Genomic DNA, 18,342 nt, shown 5'->3' with positions numbered 1-18,342 from the left:
TACACAAGGAGATCGCAGATGTCAGCAGCAGCGATTGAATTACCGTTATTTCCGCTGGATGTTGTACTCTTTCCTGGTACGGCGTTACCGTTACATATTTTTGAAACGCGCTATCGTCAAATGATTGTTGATTGTGTCGATAAAGAGATACCCATCGGGATTGTGCTGGCGAGGCCGGGAAGCGAGTATCTCCAGGAGGTTCCTTATACAGTCGGCACTATGGCCGAGATCCGCAATCTGGATCAGCTCCCTGATGGGCGTTACACGCTGGTCGCTGTCGGGATGAGCCGTTTTCGTATTGTCAGCCAGCACCGCGAGAAGCCCTATCTTTCTGGTTGGGTGGAACCATTTGAAGATACCGTTGAGCCTCTCTCCACACTTTATTCTGAGATGGAGCAGGCGAGTATGCTCTTTAGCGAGTATCTGAATATGTTGCTGGAGGCGGCCAATGAAAATGATCTACAAATGACCTTGCCTGATGAGCCGGAGAGTCTCTCATACAGCGTGGCCTACTTTCTGGATATTCATAATTCTATCAAACAACATCTTCTAGAAATGGACTCCACGAGCGAGCGACTGCATGAGGAGATTGCGCTTTTGCGTCGTGAAGTTCCTTTTATGCGCCAGATTCTCTCCAGGGATTTGCCGGAAGAGCGAAGTATGTTAAATTAGCTTTTAGAGCGAAGCCAGGCTGGTAGGAGGGCTTTCGACCAGTCTTTTTTGTTTGTGTAGCCATAATTTGTAGTCGAGCTATTTATCCGCGTAGACGGAATTGTGCGATAAATAGCTCGACTACAAATTATGGCAGTGATTCGTTTAAAAGAGGTATCAATTTGTGAAGGAGTATGATTTATGACTGAGCCGATGAGCTTTCGACAACGATTAGATACGGTGTTACGCACACGAGATGTGAAGAAGGTGCAGGATTTTCTTATAGCTGAGGATCAGTGGAGCGCCGATACGCCTGAAGATCCAGAATTGGCTATGTGGATGATGATTGCTGGCAGCGCCACGCTCAAAGATTTGCATGCACAGGCGCGTGAATGGCTGGTGGCTCATGAGCGTCAAGAGGAGGCCGATGCTATCCTGGGAAGAGGCCAGAAACAGCGTCCATCATCAGGCAAAGGAGCAGCTCAAAAGAAGGGAAGTAAGCCGCAAAGCGCCAATCCTAACAGGAAGTATAGGAAGTAAAAGAGTAGAAAAGCGGCGAAAATATAGCTCCCAAAAATTAGTTTATCGATAAATTGACGAATCTGTTGATGGGGTGGTATAACCTTAGAAAACGTTGTATGTATTCGTCGATTTCAATGTCAGGGCGTCCAGCGATGGATACTGCTACTTTGGAGGGAATGCTACTTCTACGTTTTTTTGTCATCCTGGCATATCTACAACATGAAGACCAGAGCTGGATGGGCCGCTCTGCATATTTTTTATGTCGGGAGCAATGTTACTGAGTCGTAACTGTATCACGCTGTTCAGGAGGAACTCGATGAGTAAAACCCTTACCTGGGGCATTATTGGGACGGGGCATATTGCCAGCGTCTTTGCGAGAGGGTTGGCCGAATCACAGACTGGCACCTTGCTGGCTGTTGGGAGCCGGTCGCAGGAAACCGCCTATACGTTTGGCGAGACCTGGAAGGCACCTCGTCGCTATAGCAGCTATGAAGAGTTGCTGGCCGATAAAGATGTGCAGGCCGTCTATATTTCGGTGCCTCATCCCTTGCATGCTGAGTGGGCGATTAAAGCGGCGGAGGCTGGCAAGCACGTGCTGTGTGAGAAGCCAATTGCACTCAACCATGCCGAGGCGATGGCGATTATTGAAGCTGCTCACCACAACAATGTGTTCCTGATGGAAGCGTTTATGTATCGCTGCCATCCGCAGACGGCGAAACTGGTTGAGTTGGTGCGCTCTGGTGCCATTGGTCAGGTGCGCGTCATTCAGGCTACGTTCTCGTTTCAGACGCGCTTTAACCCGGAGAGCCGACTCCTCAAAAACGAGTTAGGTGGTGGTGGCATCCTCGATGTTGGCTGCTATTGTGCTTCTCTGGCGCGTTTGATTGCGGGGGCGGCAACTGGAAAAGATTTCGCCGAACCGACAAAGGTGACAGGTGTTGCGCATCTCGGAGAGATCACTCATGTCGATGAATACGCTATTGCCTCTTTGGAGTTCCCCGGCGGCATCCTTGCTCAGCTCTTTACTGGCGTGCAGGCCAATGGCGAGAATACGGTGCGTATCGTTGGCTCTGAAGGCTCCATTTTTGTGCCGACTCCCTGGGTTCCACAGACTGGCGAGAAAATCAGCATCTTCCTGAAGAAAAATGGTGAGGAAGAACAGGAGATTGTGATCGAGAGCGACCGGGGGCTGTACGCGCTGGAGGCCGATACGGTCGCTGAATACCTCGATGCGCGGCAATCTCCTACTATGAGCTGGGATGATACGCTGGGCAATATCAAGACTCTGGACCGCTGGCGTGAGGCGATTGGGCTGGTTTACGAGGCTGAGCGACCAGAGGGCAAAACGTTGACAGTTAGTAAACGGCCACTTGCTGTACGTGATGGTAGCATTATGAAGTATGGTCGTTTGCCCGGAGTGGACAAGCCAGTCTCGCGCCTGATTATGGGCGTCGATAATCAAGTGACCTGGCCTCATACCGCAGCTATGCTGGATGATTTCTTTGAGCGCGGCGGAAATTGCTTCGATTCTGCCTATATCTACGGCGGTGGTGCCTGTGAGAAGCTGCTGGGCCAGTGGATCAAGAATCGCGGCGTACGTGAGCAGGTGGTTATTCTAGACAAGGGTGCGCATTCGCCATACTGCACGCCAGAGTGGTTGGAGAAGCAGTTTAGAATCAGCCTTGATCGCCTGCAAACGGACTATGTGGATATGTATATGATGCACCGCGACAACCCGGAGATCCCGGTTGGCGAGTTTATTACGGTGTTGAATGAACTCAAGAACGAGGGACGCATGCGGGCATTTGGTGGTTCAAACTGGTCCATCGAACGTATTGCAGAGGCCAATGCATGGGCGGCGGAGCATGGCATGAGTGGTTTCTCGGCGATCAGCAACAACTTCAGCCTTGCTCGTATGGTCGATCCCGTCTGGGCCGGTTGTATCTCGGCCTCGGATAAGCGCTCGCGTGACTGGTTGACGGAGCATAATATGGCGCTCATGCCCTGGTCGAGTCAGGCGCGTGGCTTCTTCCTTCCAGGCCGTGCCAATCCGAATGATCTTTCGGATGCGGAATTGGTGCGCTGCTGGTATAGCGACGACAACTTCCAGCGTCTTGAGCGCGTCAATCAGATGGCGAAAGAGCGTGGCGTGTTGCCAATCAATATTGCGCTCGCTTACGTACTCTGCCAACCGTTCCCGACCTTCCCGTTGATCGGTCCTCGCCAGATCTCGGAGACGCGAACTTCGTTCCCAGCTCTGGAGATCGAGTTGACGCCTGAAGAGCTGCGCTGGCTGAATCTGGAAGACTAATATATATTCTTCGTAGCCGAGCGATTTATCGCGCATTGTTCAATTTGTACATTTTGCGCGATAAATCGCTCGGCTACGAACTGGTTATCTTCTCTCTTTTCGGGGCAACGATGCTACTGTCTGTTTGTTAAGACAATTTGTTGAAATATTTTACCCCCTGGTTTGTGTTCTCATAATCGGATGGTTCAATGTATGACCCACAAATGCTAGGAGGCACGCTGCTCGCCGCGTGCCTCCTGTTTAGTTATGTGGAAGGAAATCTCTTTTGAGTCGTAACCTTACAAAAGATGTCACCTCTTCGTCTGCTGCTGGCATAGCGACCGGAGCGGCGGCAAGCAGAATGGATCGCCGTCTGGTCTGGTTGCTGGCCATTGCGTGTTGTATTTCAGTCGCGAATCTCTATTATAGTCAACCTATTCTCGCTGATATTGGGCGCAATTTTCATATGTCCGTAAGCGAAACTGGATTTATTGCTACGTTGGGGCAGCTTGGCTATGCTTCGGGCCTTTTATTTATTGTGCCATTAGGCGACCGCTATAATCGACGTACATTAATTGTGTGTATGCTTGTTGCCGTGACGCTGGCCTTGATTGCAATGGCGATTGCCCCCAATGCAGTTTTTCTGGCAATTGCAAGCTATGCTGTTGGTGTGACAACCGTTGTGCCACAGTTGATCATCCCGTTTGCCGCGAGCATGGCGGGAGACCATGAGCGAGGCCAGGTGATTGGCACGGTGATGAGCGGGTTGTTAATTGGTATCTTGCTCGCGCGTACAGCAAGCGGCTTTATCAGTGCTCATCTTGGCTGGCAGGCGGTCTACTGGATTGCGGCAGCAATGATGGTTGCGCTTGCAGTTGTGATGCGCTTTGCTCTCCCAGCCGACCGACCACGTTCAAGCATGAGCTATCCTCGTTTGCTACATTCGCTCTGGCAGCTGGCTCGTCGAGAACCGGTCTTGCGGGAAACAAGCGTGATTGGTGGTCTGGTCTTTGGGGCGTTTAGTGCGTTCTGGGTGGTGCTGGCCTTCTTCCTGGAGACGCCGCCCTATCATTATGGGAGCGATGTTGCAGGGCTGTTTGGACTGGTTGGGGTTGCTGGAGCGTTGGCTGCCTCGTTTGTTGGCAGGCTTGCCGATAAAATGGATTCGCGCCGCACGACTGGTATTGCGGTCGGAGTGGTCGTTGTGTCATTTGCCCTGTTCTGGCTGACGGGTCACTATCTCTGGGGTTTGATCATCGGCGTAATTCTGCTGGACCTTGGCATGCAGTCGATTCAGGTCTCTAATCAGACGCGAGTTTACAGCCTGAATCCTCACGAGCGTAACCGCCTTAACTCGGTCTACATGGTCTCATACTTTATTGGTGGATCGCTTGGCTCGCTGCTTGGCTCCTATGGGTGGAGCATTGCAGGATGGACCGGCGTATGTGCTGTAGGTGGTATCTTGTTGGTGGCGGCTCTCGGCATCTATGCTGTGAATAGCAGGCGTAAAGCTATTGCGAACGTCTAAAGAAAAGACGCCTCCTTTTGATAGGAGGCGTCCTTCTTTTTTTGGAAAGGGAAAGGCTATTTCTCGCTTTCGGCCTTCTTGTGTTGTGCGACCAGTTCTTGCTGGATATTGCTCGGTACCTCTTCATATTGCGCAAATTCTGATGTAAAGGAGCCGCGCCCTTGCGTGATCGAGCGCAGATCGGTGGCATAGTGGAGCATTTCGGCCTGGGGGATACTGGCCGTGATGACCTGCATACCGTTGCCAGGCGAATCCATGCCCATGACGCGTCCACGCTTGGTGTTAATGTCGCTCATTACGTCGCCCATGTTACTTTCTGGGACGGTAATGGTCACATTCATGATCGGTTCCAGGATAACCGGGTTTGCCTGTGGCACTGCCTCTTGCATACCGAGCGAGGCAGCAATTTCAAACGATTGGGCCGAGGAGTCCACTGGATGATACTTGCCGTCGTAGAGGGCGACTTTCACATAGAGCATGGGATTGCCCGAAACGAAGCCGCGTTTGAGTGAATCGCGCACCCCCTTTTCGACGCCAGGGATAAATTGTCCTGGGACGACGCCGCCGACGATCCGATTCTCAAAGACGAAAGTTTGCTCGCTATCGCGTGTAAGCGGCTCGATCTCCAGCCAGACATCGCCAAATTGTCCATGTCCGCCGCTCTGTCGTTTATGGCGACCGTTGGCCTTCGCTTTTTTGCGGATCGTTTCGCGATAAGATATACGAGGTTCGCGGATCTCCAGATCGACGCCGTGTTTACGCTTGATGGCCTCCACAACGATTTGCAGATGTGCTTCGCCCATGCCAGAAACGAGAGTGTCGCTTGTTTCGGGATCACGTGCAACATGTAACGTACGATCTTCTTCGAGAATACGTGTCAGGACGTTGCTCATCTTGTCGAGGTCGGCCTGACTTCTGGGGAAGACAGCAACCGTATAGCACGGCCTGGGGAAGTCGATAGGGTCGAGCGGCGTCGTGATATCCTTGCTTCCTGCTAACGTATCGCCTGTGTGTGTATTGGAGAGCTTGGCGACAGCTCCAAAGTCACCGGCTGAAATCTCTGCCGCTGTCTCCTGCGCTTTGCCACGTGGGATAGAGATCTGCCCGACGCGCTCATCTGTTTTTGTCTGAATGTTATAGACGTGGCTATCCGATTTGAGCGTTCCGGTGTAGACGCGGAAGAGCGACGTTGTGCCGACCTGAGCTACGATGGTCTTAAAGACGAGCGCCGACATAGTATCACCAAACGCTTGCGCGTCTTCGGGTAGACTGTCCGCCGGGTTGGGAAGATAATCTGTAATGGCGTTGAGTAGCGTCTGGACGCCAATATTTTTGCTTGCCGAACCACATAAAACGGGGATGAGTTGTCCGCTGATGGTGCCTGTCTTGACAAGAGCGAGTACTTCGGTGTCACTCAGCTCTTCGCCTTCCAGGAACTTCTCCATCAGTTCGTCATCGCTTTCGACCGCCGATTCGATAAGTTGTTCGCGATAACTGCTGATCTTGTCCTGAAGATCGGCTGGTACTGCGATCTCCTGTATTTTGTTGCCACCTTCAAAGGTGTAGCCCTTTTGCGTGACGAGATCGACCACGCCTTTGAAGCCTGCCTGCTCGCCTATTGGTATCTGAAGTGGGACGACCTTGACGCCAAACTGTTGACGGAGGGACTCAAGTGCTGTATCGAACGAGGTATTTTCGCGATCCAGTTTGTTGACCAGCACGATACGAGGTAAATTGCGCTCATCAGCGTATTGCCAGGTAAGTTCTGTACCAACTTCTACACCCTTTTCGGCTGTGACGACGACCAGAGCCGCATCAGCCACCCGCAGGCCTGCTTTGACCTCACCCACGAAGTCGGCGTAACCGGGGGTATCAATAAAGTTGACCTTGCAGTCGTTCCATTCGACAGGTAGCACTTTGGTATTGAGTGTCATACGGCGCTTGATTTCGTCGGGATCATAGTCGGCGAGTGAGTTACCCTCGTCTACTCTGCCCTGTCGGTTTGCCGCGCCGCTATCGTAGAGTGCTGCATCAACCAGGGAAGTTTTACCTGCTCCAACATGAGAGATTAATGCCACATTGCGAATCTGTTCCGCCCTATAAACCTTCATAAAACCCGTATTCCTCCTGATTTTCTATGCAAGAGGTGGCCTGCCCAGACCATGAGGGGGTCTGATAGACCGCCTATGCTACGTGGACCGCACGAATGGCTGGTTCGGTACAGAATTTAAACTGTGCAGTACGCCCTTCCAGTTTAGTAGGTCCAGTATAACACACATTCGTTTTTCTGTGTCAACGATAATTAAAGGGTTTCTCAATTGACCAGAGAGGGCTGAGGATTTGTGATGGAGATGTGAGTGTAGCCCTCTAAAAGATCTAGAGGGCCAACGATTAATGACTTTGCCGGATTTGAAAAGCAGGGCGAAAAGCAATAGGTTAAGCCGGTTCGCTGCCGCTAATCAGTTTACCTTGCTCATATACCCCTATTTTCTGGGTGGTGCTATAATTGCTGGCTCCGGCTACAAATGAGTAGTCGTTGCTCTGATTGTAGTTGGACCAATCGCTTTTATGGACCCGAAGCTTGACCTCTGAATTGGCACCAGCTGCCAGCGTGCCTCCCGTAAAGCTGACCTCCAGGTACGTGTCGGCTCCTGTTCGCGCTGGACTCATCTTCACGAGCTTGTATGAGACGTTTTTGCAATCAACTTTTGCGTAATCACACGCAATTTCCTGTGCCTGCTGCGAATCGGCCGTGTACCAGTAGCGGATTGTTATGTCTTTGAGCGAGATCGGACTGCTGCCAGTGTTGGTCAACTGCAAGGCGGGCTGAAGCTGGTTCACTGACATATTTTGATTGCCGTTTTGATAGCTGATCGTCACGACACCTTTGGCCGATGCAGTCGTTGGCGTTATCGCAGGAGTAGCGACCGGTGTTGTGTTCGTCTGCGTGGCGCTGCCGAGCGCGAATTGGATCGCTTTCAACTGATCCTGTTTATCCTGGTTGATTGTTTGCCAGTCGTCTTTCAAAAGCCCGCCCGTATCGCTTGAGTCTGGAGTCCAGCCCCAATACGTCCAGTTGAAGCCGCTGGCACCCGTTCCCAGGTAGTTGATCATGCTGCTGAACCACTGTTTATCGCTTGCTGTTGCTAGCTTGCTACCAAACTCACCGACCAGGACGGGCGCGATTCCCTCTTTTTTCACATAGCCCCAGTATTTGTCCCAGACCGCTGGCAAATTCTGCGGATAGTCTGCTGCTTTGAACCAGGGATGCTCAGTGAGGGATGCAGGATAGTCATGTATCGAATATACCAGTTTGTTTGCTACATTCAGTTGTACCGGTGCGCTCTTGACGCCCTGAAGGTTGCCTCCCCACCAGTAGCAATCGTTCTCCTGTGTCGTGCCATAGCAATCGACGCCCTCAACAAAGATGAGCCAGTTAGGATTGGTGGCGAGGATGGCATTGCCGCCACGTTCCGCCGCCGATTTCCAGTCTACATCTTGTTTGCCGCAGCCCCAGCAGGCAGGCGAGCGTGGCTCATTGTGGAGGTCGGCTCCAATAATCATCGTGTTATCTTTATAGTGGCTTGCTAGCATTTGCCAGTCGGAGATCCAGCGTTCCTCAGGGTAAGCACCGGTATACCAGAGCGCCGATTGTCCATTGGCGTCGGGTCTATGCTGATCGAGAATAATATGCAGGCCATTGCTGGTGGCATAATCGACGATCTTATCCATCAACTGCAAGCCTTGAAGCCCTTGTAGATCCGGGTTTTTGCTGTAGTCGATGCCGTTCGGTACACTATTTTTATCAAACAACTGATTGGAGTAGGGCAGGCGAATGGTGTTGTAGCCCATACTCTTGATCTGGTTGATCATGTCTTTGTAATTGCGGTTCTGCAATCCATGCACAACAAATGAGGTTGTCTCAAAGCCAAACCAATTGACCCCAGCTATGCGCACCGGCTGGTTATTCGCGTCGAGGATTTGCGCTTTGTCTGTGTGCCAGGGGCCTTGCCCTAGTTTGCTGGTGGCAGGTGTTGGATTAACTGTTTTGCCCCACAGAGCGGCAGCAACTCCGATGATCGTTCCCAAGATCACTATGAGCAGTCCTGCCAGCAATATATAGCGCGACCTTCTCGAACCTGGCTTTGGCGGTTGAGAGCCTCCTGGATGTGCCGTGAGTGTTTTTGTCGGAGGTGTCAGCGGTTCGGTTGGTTGGTTATGTGGTGGTAACATGGAAACCTCTTTCCCTGGAAACGCCTTTTTATCATCAGGTACTATTTGTCATAGTTTTTTCACTTAATGACGATTGCGTGTCATCAGCTTATTTGCATTGCTGTTTGTATCTGGAGCAGTAGCGCTTATCAGCCATAGTATAATCACATCTATAAGCTTTTACAGCCCACATGGATAGAGCATGCGTCTCTGCCGTCAGGCAACTACTGATGAATTACCTGGTAGATTTGGATCTGTGTCCCATCCTTACTGGAGCCGAATTGCGCCCTTACAATGCCATGATGGAGCGCCTGATTCAGTAGCGCATATTGTTGGCTGGCTCTGATTTCGTCGAGCATACTGGAATCGACAACAAGGAAGTTGATGCTTTGCCAATCCCCTTTTAATTCCGTGTTGTACACTGCGGGATCTTGAGCAGCGTTGACGTAAATGTGAGCATGTGCGAAGGGCTTCCCGTTGCCTACACCCATTCCACCGGGTTCATGTAGATCGCTGTACATGTAGCTGTTAGTAATCACGACCGCATCATGTGGCACATTGCTGCGTAGCCAGAGCATTGCCTGTCGCTGTGGCTCGGCTGTATTTTTCGTCAGCAATGGGCTTGCTGCCTGGAGGCTGGCGGGAATGAGTATGCCGATTAGCATAAACAGCAGCAGCGCGCGGCCCAGATCAAAGCCGACTTTGCGCGTTAGCCAGCGTAGCGGCGTATTGAGTGCCATGACGATATTGATTGCCAGGAAGGGAAGGAGTGGCACGATATAGAAGGGATAGACAACATTGTTCAGCAGCAAAAATGCCCAGTATGTGGCAACGAAGAGTGCTGCGAGCAGTTGAAAGCGATTGACGGTGCCGCCAAGAATGTTGATGAACATGGCAATCGTGCCAGTTATGAGTAAGACCCGATCAAGCTGCGTCCAGTTGTTCCAACTATCGACGAACTGGCCACCCACCGCTGGTAGCTGCTCTTTTTGGAGCAATGCCGCAATCAAGCTGGGGTGTGGTCCTTTATCTCCTGGGAGAACCCCCGGCGGGAAAAGCTCACCTTTGAGCATAGCCATCAAGACGTATGCCGATGCGACCGCCAGTGTGACATAGATGACCGTCACCAGCGAGAACTTGCGCTGGAAAGGTGTTGCGTATAGCCATACTGCGTATAATGTTGCCGGGACGAAGAAGACAAAGATCTCTTTGGTCAGAATTGCCATACCAAGTGACACGGCCGCAAACAGAAAGGTTGGCATCTTGCTTTTGCCGGTGGTAATCATGCAGAGCGCCAGCAGGAGCCAGAACATGCCAATATTGTCAAGCAGGATCTCACGTCGATAGAGGAGGCTTAGCGGCGAGAGGGCATAGATCAACGTTGCCAGCAATGCCGCGCTGCGACTGCCACTCAAGCGGCTCGTGATCAGGTAGACCAGCAGAGAACTTGCCCCGGCCAGCACCAGCATAAAGACACGACCACTGTTGATGGCGTTGCTAAAGCTCGCCAGCCCTCCCGTCAGTTGCACCCATCCTGCGATCTGTATCCAGCCCAACGGGGGATGGTCATACAGGTACGTGTATGGCTCGATCTGGCCGTGAAGAATTGCCCAGGCATTGGACATATAGTTTCCCTCGTCTATCGAATAGGCGGGGTAGTTGAACATGTTGACACCCTGGATGGCAAGCGGAATACACAGCACGAGCAGCACCACCAGCATCTCTATCCAGGTGGGGATGCTGATTTCGTGCAAGAGCGATGATGTATATGTCTCGGCCTGTGGTAGCAGGCGCGTCTGGGCCGCTACCAATCGTTGTTTTTCAGCCGATACCCAGCGAATGCGCTCGATGATGGTTGTACTGCCATCGCCTCGTAGCAGCGCCCCCGTTTTCTTTAATGGTTGAATTGCATGGACAAAAAAGTTACCGGTACGAAACAGCGTTACGTTCCCCGGATCTCTGTCCGGGTCCGGCTTTCTTTGCGGCGGAGGTGGCGTTGGTGGTGTCCAGGGCGCGCCTGGTCCCTGGTAGCCCGGAGGGGGCTGCATATTTCCTGGTTGTTGTTGCAGCGGCCCCTGATTGGGCTGGTTTGGTCTGCCTGATGCGTTCATATCGCTCATTCCTTTCTCAGCCAGGATACTAGTTGCCTCTATGTTGTCCAATATGTGCCGTTTTTTCCCAGTTCGATGCCCCTACAATGTGTCGCCATACGGCGCGTACCGCCCCAATACCCAGCAACAACTGATAAGGAATGAAGGCGATCAAGAGCGTGAAAGCCTCGCTCCACTTCCATTTACGATGGTGGACTTTGACGAATTCATGCAGCCCCGCCAGATCGATAAACATGGCAAAGATGAAGCAGTAGAATGGCATAAAGGTGATAATTGCCATCCATACTGGCATCTTGACGAAGAAGAACATGAGGACCGAGATGGGTAGCATCAGCGTGAAGAACGCCTGCACCTCCGATGAGATCAGCACGTACAGTGCCAGCATGCGCTGCGAGAACTTCTCCAGTTGTTTCCAACGCCCGGCCAGGAGGATTTGAATAAAGCCCTGATTCCAGCGTGTACGCTGCTTGATGAATTGCTCAATAGTATGTGGAGTCTCTTCTCTGGTCACAAACTCATCATCGTACAAAATGCGCACTCTGGCTTTCGCGATACAGAGACGAATGCCCAGATCGGCGTCTTCGGTCAAGGTTGTATGGTCCCAGCCGCCCAGACGTTCCATCAGGTCGCGCTTTACGAAGACCGTATTGCCTCCCAGCGGCGTCATTCCGCATTTGGCGAAGAAGTGGAGCGATGATTTAAACCAGAAGAAGTATTCCAGGACGTTCAGGAAGCAGAACCATTTTGTGTTGTGATTCATCAACTGCACGCCGCTCTGAACCACATCCACCGGCTCATTGAGGAAGGTAGTGTTGATGACCTGCAAAATGTCGGGATGCGGCTCATCCTCTGCATCGAAGATGGTGACAAGATCGCCTTTCGCCATCTTCAAGCCAAGATTAAGCTGATGCGGTTTACCACCGTGCTTGTCGTTGGTAATAAGCAGTTGCACGTTGGGTGCCCGCAGCTCGGCGAGCTTTTTGCGTGCAACTTTGATAGTCTCTGTATCATTCTCGCGTAACAGTGCGATTACCTGCACCAACTTCTTAGGATAGTTCAGATTGTAGACGTTCTGGATTGTGTAATTGTAGATTGCCTCTTCGTGATAGCCCGGTAAAAGGATCGTAAAGGAAAGCTGCGGCTCACGGTAGATCGTCGGTGCGCTGTTCTTCCAGGCTTGCTTGGGATCTTCCCAGATGTAGAGCCGCAACCTGATATTAAAGATGGCCTGGGCGGTCATCAGAATAATAATTGCTATGTAGATGTATTGTAGAGCTGAGATGATAATGCTCATGCTTGCCTCCTCTAACACACAGATGCGCTATCCGTATTGCTGCCACAATTGGCGTGCTGTACATCCGGTGCGGCCTGTTGTGCATTTTCTTTGTTGCTGAAGCTGAACGCCTCGTTGCTATTGTTGCGATGGAGCGTCAGCACTGCCATACTGTATCCTGGAATGGTCATGTTGCTGCTGCTCCATGTGCTGAACGGGAGCAAGCTATCAGGTCGTATGCTGATATGTTTGCTCTCGTTGGTTTTGTTAATGAGAAGGAGGCTGACGGTTTTGTGTCCGCTGTCCTGTGTCGCATAGATGCTCACCGGTCCCTGCGCTCCCTGTACCGGGATCAGATTGTTTTGCAGTTGCGCGAACAGTTGTGTCGTGCGCAGGAGCGCCGTTTCTTTGAGACCTCTGGTAAAGAATGGGTAGGGAGTATCAACGCCTTCAGTCGAGAAAAAGGCGACATACTCAACCTGATTGCTCATGAGCTTGCCGAGCGTCTCACCCCACCAGAGCGCAGCCAACTCCTGCGGCGGCACATTCCTGCCCGGGTTGGTGTTGATCTCAGTGATGGCGATGGGGAGATCTTCGCCGAATTGCTGTCGAATGAATTGACGCAGTGCTGGCAAGGTGCTATCCCATTCTGCTGGATTGTTTAACAGTTTGTTCGAGTCTTTCTGAGCATTATCAAATGGATAACGATGAAAGGAGACCCCATCGAGCAGGCGAAACGACAACGAGTGAGTGCGTTCATAGGTGTTGACGCCTCGCAAAAAGTCTTCCATCCACTGTTTGCCCGTCGTGTCCTTTGGCCCCTTCGTTCCCATGTACTGGCTGATCTCTGGCCCGAAAACCTTGATATTTGGATCTTTCTGATGCATGGCAAGCGAGAAGGCGATAAATGCCTGAGTATATTCTGCTACCGTGAACTTTCGATTCGTCTCCGGGTTGGTCAGCAGGTCTGGTTCGTTCCCAATAGACCAGTATTTGATAGGATGGAAGGGAGCTTTTGCATTTGCTCCTGTCCGTTGGATGCTCTGGTTGTTATTCATGTAGTCTACAAGCAATGCAGCGCGGCTGGCCCTGGTTTCCAGCGGAACTGGCGTGATGTCATTGGGGTCCGATAACTGGGCCTGCATAAAGCCCTCGGCTCCGACCTGATTGAGCAGATCGCTGAAGGCATTAAGTTGCTCTGTTGAGAGCGTATGTTCCTCGCCCCAGTTGCCACCGGGGAAGCGCAACAGCTTGACTTTAGACGAGCGCAACCCTTGCACTACCTGCTGATCGTAGCTCATAAATCCGCTTTTCGCCTGATCCTGAGAGTTGGTGCCCGCTTTGGGGAAGACGTTACTGCCCAGCAGGTATGGGCTGATGGGAAGACTCTGATTCAGGTCTATCGGGACCGCTTGCTGATCTCCGACCTGTACCGCAAGCGCTGAGTTCGCGCGCTGGTAGTCAGATGTTACCAGGACGGTTGCGATGATGAGTGCGCCTACCAGCAAGATGAACGGAAGCACCCGACGCGGTTTCTTCTGTTCCGGTCCCTTTCTCGCCGGCTGGATGGCCGTCCAACTGCCTTGCCCGCCTGGTGTCATTGGCGTTCTGGCTCCCATATTCTGCATGCTGTACCGTCTGGCATCGTTATATGAATGCATTATCTCTATCCCTTTGTCGCTTATCGAGGCTGCCACACATGTACAGTATTATCCGCGCTGGCTGAGGCTATTTTCTTGCCATCAGGCGACCATGCCAGGGAGTTGACGGCTTTCTTATGTCCGCGATAGATGAAGGTGGTCTTTCTTCCGGCGACTGCCCAGACATAGACGTTGCCGTCTGTATCCCCTGAAGCGATGAAATCGCCACCTGGCGACCACGCAACTGAGCGTACCGGGTTGACGTGCTGTTTGCTCTGGTGGTCGGTAAAGAATGGCGGGCGGGGCTTGCCATCGATGCTGTTCGAGATTTGCACCGTCTGATCGGCTCCTGCTGAGGCGATGAAGCCTCCATCAGGCGACCATGCTAATCCGTACACCTCGCCTTTTCCGTGTCCACCATAGCTAAAAATTTGCTCTCCGGCGTCAAAGTGGTTGCCGTGCTGGATAATTGCCCAATCGCGCAGGGTGCCATCCCAGGAACCAGAGGCCACGCTGCTGTTGTCCGGTTGCCAGCCAACGCAAAGCACACCAGCTGTATGCTGGTGGAAGTTGAAGATCACAGTGCCATTGACTGCGCTCCATACTTGTACCGTCTTATCCTCGCTGCCTGAGACGATGCGCTGACTATTTTTCGACCACGCTACCGCGTTGACGCGATCTTTATGACCTCTATAGGTGAACAGGATCTTACCAGTTTTGGCATTCCATATCTGCACCGTCCCATCCTGGCCGCCGGACGACATAATTTCCCCGTTTGGCGACCATGCTACGGTTGCCACTTCCTTTGTATGTCCTGAGTAGATGACCGAGCGCTTGCCGGTTGTTGCGTCAAAGATCTGGACAAATTTGTCGTCGCTGGCCGAGGCGATTTGTTTGCCATCAGGAGACCAGACAACCGAGTTTACACCTGCCAGATGGCCGGCGAAGATCAGGGCGTTCTGATTATTGACGCTAGTCGGCGTGGCCGGCGGCGTATCATCCGATGTCGTTGTAGTGGGAGGTGCCGCTTTCGTCAATCTCTTCGAGAGCAGATACCAGCCTCCAGCGCCTCCCACTGCTGCCAACCCAACCAAGCCAGCGGCGAATACCCGGCGTGACATTGTCGTGCCCCCGCGTCGTGGGGCCGGTGGACTATCTACTGGTATAGGTGTTGAGATGATTGGCGGTATTGGCGTCTGCGGCATGGGAGTCTGTGCTGCCATCATCACCGGTGTTGATGGTGGTGTGTTAGCCCGGATGACAGGAGGTGGTGGCTGTTGCGCTACCGGTTGGATGACTGGTGGTTTATTTGAGTATACTGGCGCTGGCACTGGCGAGGGCGCAACCTCTGTAGGGGCCACCGAAGATCGGGCGACCTGTTGCTTTACGTCCGCTGGCGCAATCACTCCCGTTGGCTGCGCGGGAGGAGTTCTGCGAGTCGTTGCAACTTTGGGTTTTGCCTGTTGTTGTTCCTGCTCTAAGGCTTCGATGAATTCCTGAATTGTGGAGAAGCGCGCACCCGGCTCCTTCTCCAGCGCTTTCTGCACAATCTGCTCTATTTTAGGCGAGATGTGCGGATCTTTCTGGCGTAGAGAGGGAGGTGGAGTTCGCATGTGTTGGTTAGCGATCTCGATGTATGATCCTGTGAACGGCAGGACGCCACAGAGTAGTTCGTAGATGATGATGGCGAGCGAGTACTGATCGCTTTCCGGCACTGTTTGCCCTTGAATGCGCTCGGGTGCGGTATAAGTGATGCTATCGCGCTTATCGCCTGACTTTTGATAGTGCAGGTGCTCTCTGTTCTGTGTAATCGCCTCAATAAGAAAGCCCCAGAGGAGAATCTGATTGCTCCTGTTGAGCAAGATGTTCTCCAGGCGTACATCTCCATGCACGATGTTTCGCTCATGCGCGTACTGTAATGCTGAAGCGACCTGTTTGATATAAGGTAAAACACGATTTAATGTGTAGGTTTTTCCGTGTGGATAGACCTCGCGCAGCGTAAGATGTGGTAGGTAGTCAGTGACCAGGAAGGGATAATGATTCTCCACATTTGCATCGCGCAATCGTAAGATGTGAGGGTGTTCCAGCATCATTAACATTTTTGTCTGCGTGTGAAAGCTCTCCTGCAAATCACTCATTAATGGTGGTCGGAGTACTTCGACTGTGACCTTGTTCTGCTGGATGTCCTGACAGAGATATGCACCCGAGAATCTTCCCTGGTCCAGCGTCCCGACGACTCGATATTGTCCGATCTGCTGCCCCTTCTGAAAGACAATATCGGGCTTTTTATTCTCGCTGCCCATCGTTTTTCTCCCACTGATTATTTATAGTAACGAACATATCGCAAAAGAAACCGCTTTTAAAACTCATGTTACTCGAAACAAAACATGTGATGTAGAAGGATGAAAAGTTTGGTTGTACAAGCGAACGTTATACTTGTTAAACGTAGTATGACTGAAAATTTTGTTACTGACAATTTGGCTGTTCACACTATTTTTGTGAAAGCTGTCACTGTGGTATGAAGATACGTTAAAAGAGGGCAAGGCAGTATATGGCCTTTTCTTCCAGCTGATAGTATTGTCGTGTTTTAGGCGGAAACAGTGACCGAGCCAAGGACATAACTTCTATCTTTTTGCATGCCTGTAATTGCCAGTTCCAGTGGTTGATAATACCGCTGTGGATCGGATATTTGCAGGGTGAGAATATAGGTTCCGGCTGGCAGAGTGGCGGGAAGGGAGAAGTTATCGGTGTTTGCCTTCGCTACTCCTGGCAAGAGCGTTTGCAGGTCGAATGCGGATTTTCCCTGCCACAGCACATGATTTGTTGAATCACGCAACTGAAGCATGATGTTCCAGGGGTGGTATGCAGGAGCTACATTGCTATTAGACCAGCTTGTCGTAGCGGTGAAGGTTCCGCCTGGAACCAGCTTTCTGGGCAGGCTGATAGCGTTCAATACGAAACGATACCCCGATAGCTGATAGTTTTGCTTCATAAAAGCCTGCTGTTGACGGTTATAGTTTTCATAAGGATTGATATTGCCATCTCCGTCTCCGATGGCGCTGGCATGATAAGCTTGAATATCCTTCGATGCCTGCTGAAAGTCTGCCTGCCCGCAATACTCAAAATAGATCGGAGCTTTCATCCATCTTTGTGACAACATATCGAGATGTGCCTGTGCTCCTCCAATTCCCTGGCGGCCCAGACAGTCTGCACGAATGCCTGTTGGATATGTGCGTGGTGCGGCGAGAGCGTATTCTAACGAATCATCATGATCGGTGAGCATTAAGAAGCGCTTATCGGGAAATGCCTGATATTGAATGTCGATCAACTGTTGCCTGAAATTGGAGGACATCTCCTCTTCTCCGCACGATTCGTTCCACTCACCCCAGCACCCGTACAAACTCATATCTAGCCACCCCAGGCGCGGATCATGGTCGTAGCGCTGGCCAAGAGCAGTAAAGAGCGCTTGGGCTGCATCTAGATAACGTTGGGAATTGTAGCTGACAGAGGCGAGATAGCTGGGAAGGCAGGTTGCACGTGAGCGATTGCCGGGATTACTGGGCATGATGCGGAAACCAAAGGTATAGCCAGCTTTCTTTGCTGCCTCAAGCTCTCTGTCAATTAAGGAAAAGTTGTATTGTTCCTGTCGTGGCTCAAGATCTCCCCAGCACCAGCGCTTATAGCGATCAGTGAGCGGCCAGTTTGGGGGCGGCGTTTCATCTCCGGCGTATTGTGGCCCGCGTTGTGGGTTATCTAGCTCAACGTTTTTATCAAACGATCGAGGGGTAAATGTGATATCGTTGTCGCTTAAAGCGGGAAGCGGCTTCAGATTACCCTGTTGAAATGGCTTTTTAGATGTAATATATATTTTTTGATGTGAAAAAATAGAAAAGGTAAGGAGAAATAGACTACCAATACATAGAATGCTAACCATCGTTAAAAAGAGTGGCTTCGTTCGCCATTTATTCCATCTTTGCCAGAACACTTCCATCAAAACCTCGTCTTTCTTAGCTTCAATAGAGGAAATGCTGTGCTTATATTATTAAGAACTGCTATAAGTATTTTACGCTTTGCTACCTAGCGTTAAAAAAGAGCAGTGTGGTTGGATAGCTCTG

Annotated in this window: 11 protein-coding genes; 4 read left to right on the top strand and 7 right to left on the bottom strand. The window is 51.5% G+C overall.

What is annotated here, in order from left to right:
• The first annotated feature begins 18 nt into the window (after window positions 1-18).
• The 4 genes from K3T83_RS08425 (at window position 19) to K3T83_RS08410 (ending at window position 4,991) form a co-directional block, all read left to right on the top strand.
• Window positions 19-672, top strand: a complete 654-nt coding sequence (locus K3T83_RS08425) for an LON peptidase substrate-binding domain-containing protein (protein WP_220202527.1) — start codon at window positions 19-21, stop codon at window positions 670-672.
• Between the two features lie 180 nt (window positions 673-852).
• On the top strand, window positions 853-1,191 hold the full coding sequence (locus tag K3T83_RS08420) for a hypothetical protein (RefSeq protein ID WP_220202526.1): 339 nt from the start codon (window positions 853-855) through the stop codon (window positions 1,189-1,191).
• Window positions 1,192-1,489: 298 nt separating this feature from the next.
• A complete protein-coding gene (locus tag K3T83_RS08415; RefSeq protein ID WP_220202525.1) occupies window positions 1,490-3,484 on the top strand; it encodes an aldo/keto reductase in 1,995 nt (664 codons plus the stop codon).
• Between the two features lie 265 nt (window positions 3,485-3,749).
• Window positions 3,750-4,991, top strand: a complete 1,242-nt coding sequence (locus tag K3T83_RS08410) for an MFS transporter (RefSeq protein ID WP_236064852.1) — start codon at window positions 3,750-3,752, stop codon at window positions 4,989-4,991.
• 56 nt (window positions 4,992-5,047) lie between these two features.
• On the opposite strand, the gene fusA is transcribed toward K3T83_RS08410, so the two are convergent.
• From fusA to K3T83_RS08375, 7 genes are all read right to left on the bottom strand, one after another.
• On the bottom strand, window positions 5,048-7,102 hold the full coding sequence (fusA, locus tag K3T83_RS08405; protein ID WP_220202524.1) for an elongation factor G: 2,055 nt from the start codon (window positions 7,100-7,102) through the stop codon (window positions 5,048-5,050).
• Window positions 7,103-7,427: 325 nt separating this feature from the next.
• Window positions 7,428-9,224, bottom strand: a complete 1,797-nt coding sequence (locus K3T83_RS08400; protein WP_220202523.1) for a cellulase family glycosylhydrolase — start codon at window positions 9,222-9,224, stop codon at window positions 7,428-7,430.
• A gap of 203 nt (window positions 9,225-9,427) precedes the next feature.
• Window positions 9,428-11,314: an ArnT family glycosyltransferase gene (locus K3T83_RS08395; protein WP_220202522.1), complete on the bottom strand. Its 1,887-nt coding sequence runs from the start codon at window positions 11,312-11,314 to the stop codon at window positions 9,428-9,430.
• Between the two features lie 28 nt (window positions 11,315-11,342).
• Window positions 11,343-12,608: a glycosyltransferase gene (locus K3T83_RS08390; RefSeq protein WP_220202521.1), complete on the bottom strand. Its 1,266-nt coding sequence runs from the start codon at window positions 12,606-12,608 to the stop codon at window positions 11,343-11,345.
• Window positions 12,609-12,619: 11 nt separating this feature from the next.
• Window positions 12,620-14,248 (bottom strand): glycoside hydrolase family 44 protein, encoded by a 1,629-nt coding sequence (locus K3T83_RS08385; RefSeq protein ID WP_220202520.1) that lies wholly within the window; start codon window positions 14,246-14,248, stop codon window positions 12,620-12,622.
• 20 nt (window positions 14,249-14,268) lie between these two features.
• Window positions 14,269-16,530: a serine/threonine-protein kinase gene (locus tag K3T83_RS08380; RefSeq protein WP_220202519.1), complete on the bottom strand. Its 2,262-nt coding sequence runs from the start codon at window positions 16,528-16,530 to the stop codon at window positions 14,269-14,271.
• Window positions 16,531-16,814: 284 nt separating this feature from the next.
• Window positions 16,815-18,218, bottom strand: a complete 1,404-nt coding sequence (locus K3T83_RS08375) for a DUF4832 domain-containing protein (RefSeq protein ID WP_220202518.1) — start codon at window positions 18,216-18,218, stop codon at window positions 16,815-16,817.
• Window positions 18,219-18,342: the final 124 nt, after the last annotated feature.

This window comes from Reticulibacter mediterranei, assembly GCF_016587455.1.
The sequence above is the reverse complement of the archived record's forward strand: the minus strand, read 5'-3'. Positions and strand labels throughout refer to the sequence as shown.

Excerpts from the sequence above, each read along its gene's own strand:
- K3T83_RS08425 (WP_220202527.1), top strand. The coding sequence starts at position 19 with ATGTCAGCAGCAGCGATTGAATTACCGTTATTTCCGCTGGATGTTGTA.
- K3T83_RS08420 (WP_220202526.1), top strand. The coding sequence starts at position 853 with ATGACTGAGCCGATGAGCTTTCGACAACGATTAGATACGGTGTTACGC.
- K3T83_RS08415 (WP_220202525.1), top strand. The coding sequence starts at position 1,490 with ATGAGTAAAACCCTTACCTGGGGCATTATTGGGACGGGGCATATTGCC.
- fusA (WP_220202524.1), bottom strand. The coding sequence starts at position 7,102 with ATGAAGGTTTATAGGGCGGAACAGATTCGCAATGTGGCATTAATCTCT.
- K3T83_RS08400 (WP_220202523.1), bottom strand. The coding sequence starts at position 9,224 with ATGTTACCACCACATAACCAACCAACCGAACCGCTGACACCTCCGACA.
- K3T83_RS08395 (WP_220202522.1), bottom strand. The coding sequence starts at position 11,314 with ATGAACGCATCAGGCAGACCAAACCAGCCCAATCAGGGGCCGCTGCAA.
- K3T83_RS08390 (WP_220202521.1), bottom strand. The coding sequence starts at position 12,608 with ATGAGCATTATCATCTCAGCTCTACAATACATCTACATAGCAATTATT.
- K3T83_RS08385 (WP_220202520.1), bottom strand. The coding sequence starts at position 14,248 with ATGCATTCATATAACGATGCCAGACGGTACAGCATGCAGAATATGGGA.
- K3T83_RS08380 (WP_220202519.1), bottom strand. The coding sequence starts at position 16,530 with ATGGGCAGCGAGAATAAAAAGCCCGATATTGTCTTTCAGAAGGGGCAG.
- K3T83_RS08375 (WP_220202518.1), bottom strand. The coding sequence starts at position 18,218 with ATGGAAGTGTTCTGGCAAAGATGGAATAAATGGCGAACGAAGCCACTC.